1 protein-coding gene is annotated in these 1,076 nt (G+C 38.1%); it reads left to right on the top strand.

All coding sequences use genetic code 11. The annotated features are described in order from the left end of the window. The first annotated feature begins 604 nt into the window (after positions 1–604). The gene (locus VZ95_RS19930) at positions 605–1,012 is read left to right on the top strand and encodes a hypothetical protein (protein ID WP_045777420.1); all 408 of its coding nucleotides are present in this window, start codon (positions 605–607) and stop codon (positions 1,010–1,012) included. The last annotated feature ends 64 nt before the right edge of the window (positions 1,013–1,076 follow it).

Below are 1,076 nucleotides of genomic sequence, written 5' to 3'. Positions count from 1 at the left end.
CTTTTTCGATTTCTGATAGATCTATCATAGCATTACTCCTTTCTTTTCATGAATTTGATTGCGAATTGATCGCTATTTGATCGCTATTTGATCGAGAACAAAAATACATATTGATGCGGCGTTATTGTGATATATAAACCTGATTCGATTTATGTCAATTAATAAAGTGATGACGTTCCAGAAAAAGATAAATCCATGTGTAAGCCCTGTCTGATCCATGTGTGATCCATGTCTAACGCATGGCTGATACATAAATTGATTATGAGTTGATCCATACTTTTTTGCGATTGACCACAAATTGTCTTGCACAAACCCAGAAAGTGATATACTGATTTCTTCTATGACAAGATATGATTGGCTAACCGCCAGCAACGCCCTACTTCTCATCGTAAAGCCGGGGGCTTTCCTCTTCGGCGTATGGGCTATCTTGTTGGGGGTTGTTACCCCCAAACCCCCCAAACTAAAGGACAAAACGAAATGCGTGACAAGATGGACTTCAATCCAGAATTTCTGAAAACCAGAAAAACTTGATATTTCTCAACTCGATTTTACCGAGGTCGGTTTTTTCGGTAACGCGGGAAGTGAAAACGAAGATGATAACCTAATGGTCATCGAAGATATGATCTGCTATCAGCATTATTTCATCGATCTATTTCACGAAAAATTTGCAGATAATCCAGATATTATTTCTAGATACAACGGATATGGTTCGAATGAAATTGTCGTTGCTTTACGTAAAGTAATAATCTACGGCGTATTTACTAATGTGCTTGAGCCACCGGGATTTCAAGACAAGGTTGGTGATATTTTGACCGATCAAGCCGGTTCCATTCTCTCTAAATTTTATAAAACGGGGGAATATGATATTCCTCGGTTGGAATATTTGGACGGCGCTAAATACGTTACACCCTCTCCCGAATCACTTCGGAAGATATATTCTTATTGCGACCGTTTCTATAAATATCCGAATTTTCGGGGAAAAATTTGTGATGTGTTTTTCGGTATATTTTAAAGGAGAAAGCAATCATGTCTAATTCAAATGCCAGAAGAAGAACCGCCCAAATATCACCTTTCTA

This window comes from Elstera litoralis (assembly GCF_000963705.1).
GTDB classification, from domain to species: Bacteria; Pseudomonadota; Alphaproteobacteria; order Elsterales; family Elsteraceae; genus Elstera; species Elstera litoralis.
This window is presented reverse-complemented; position numbering and strand designations above follow the sequence as displayed.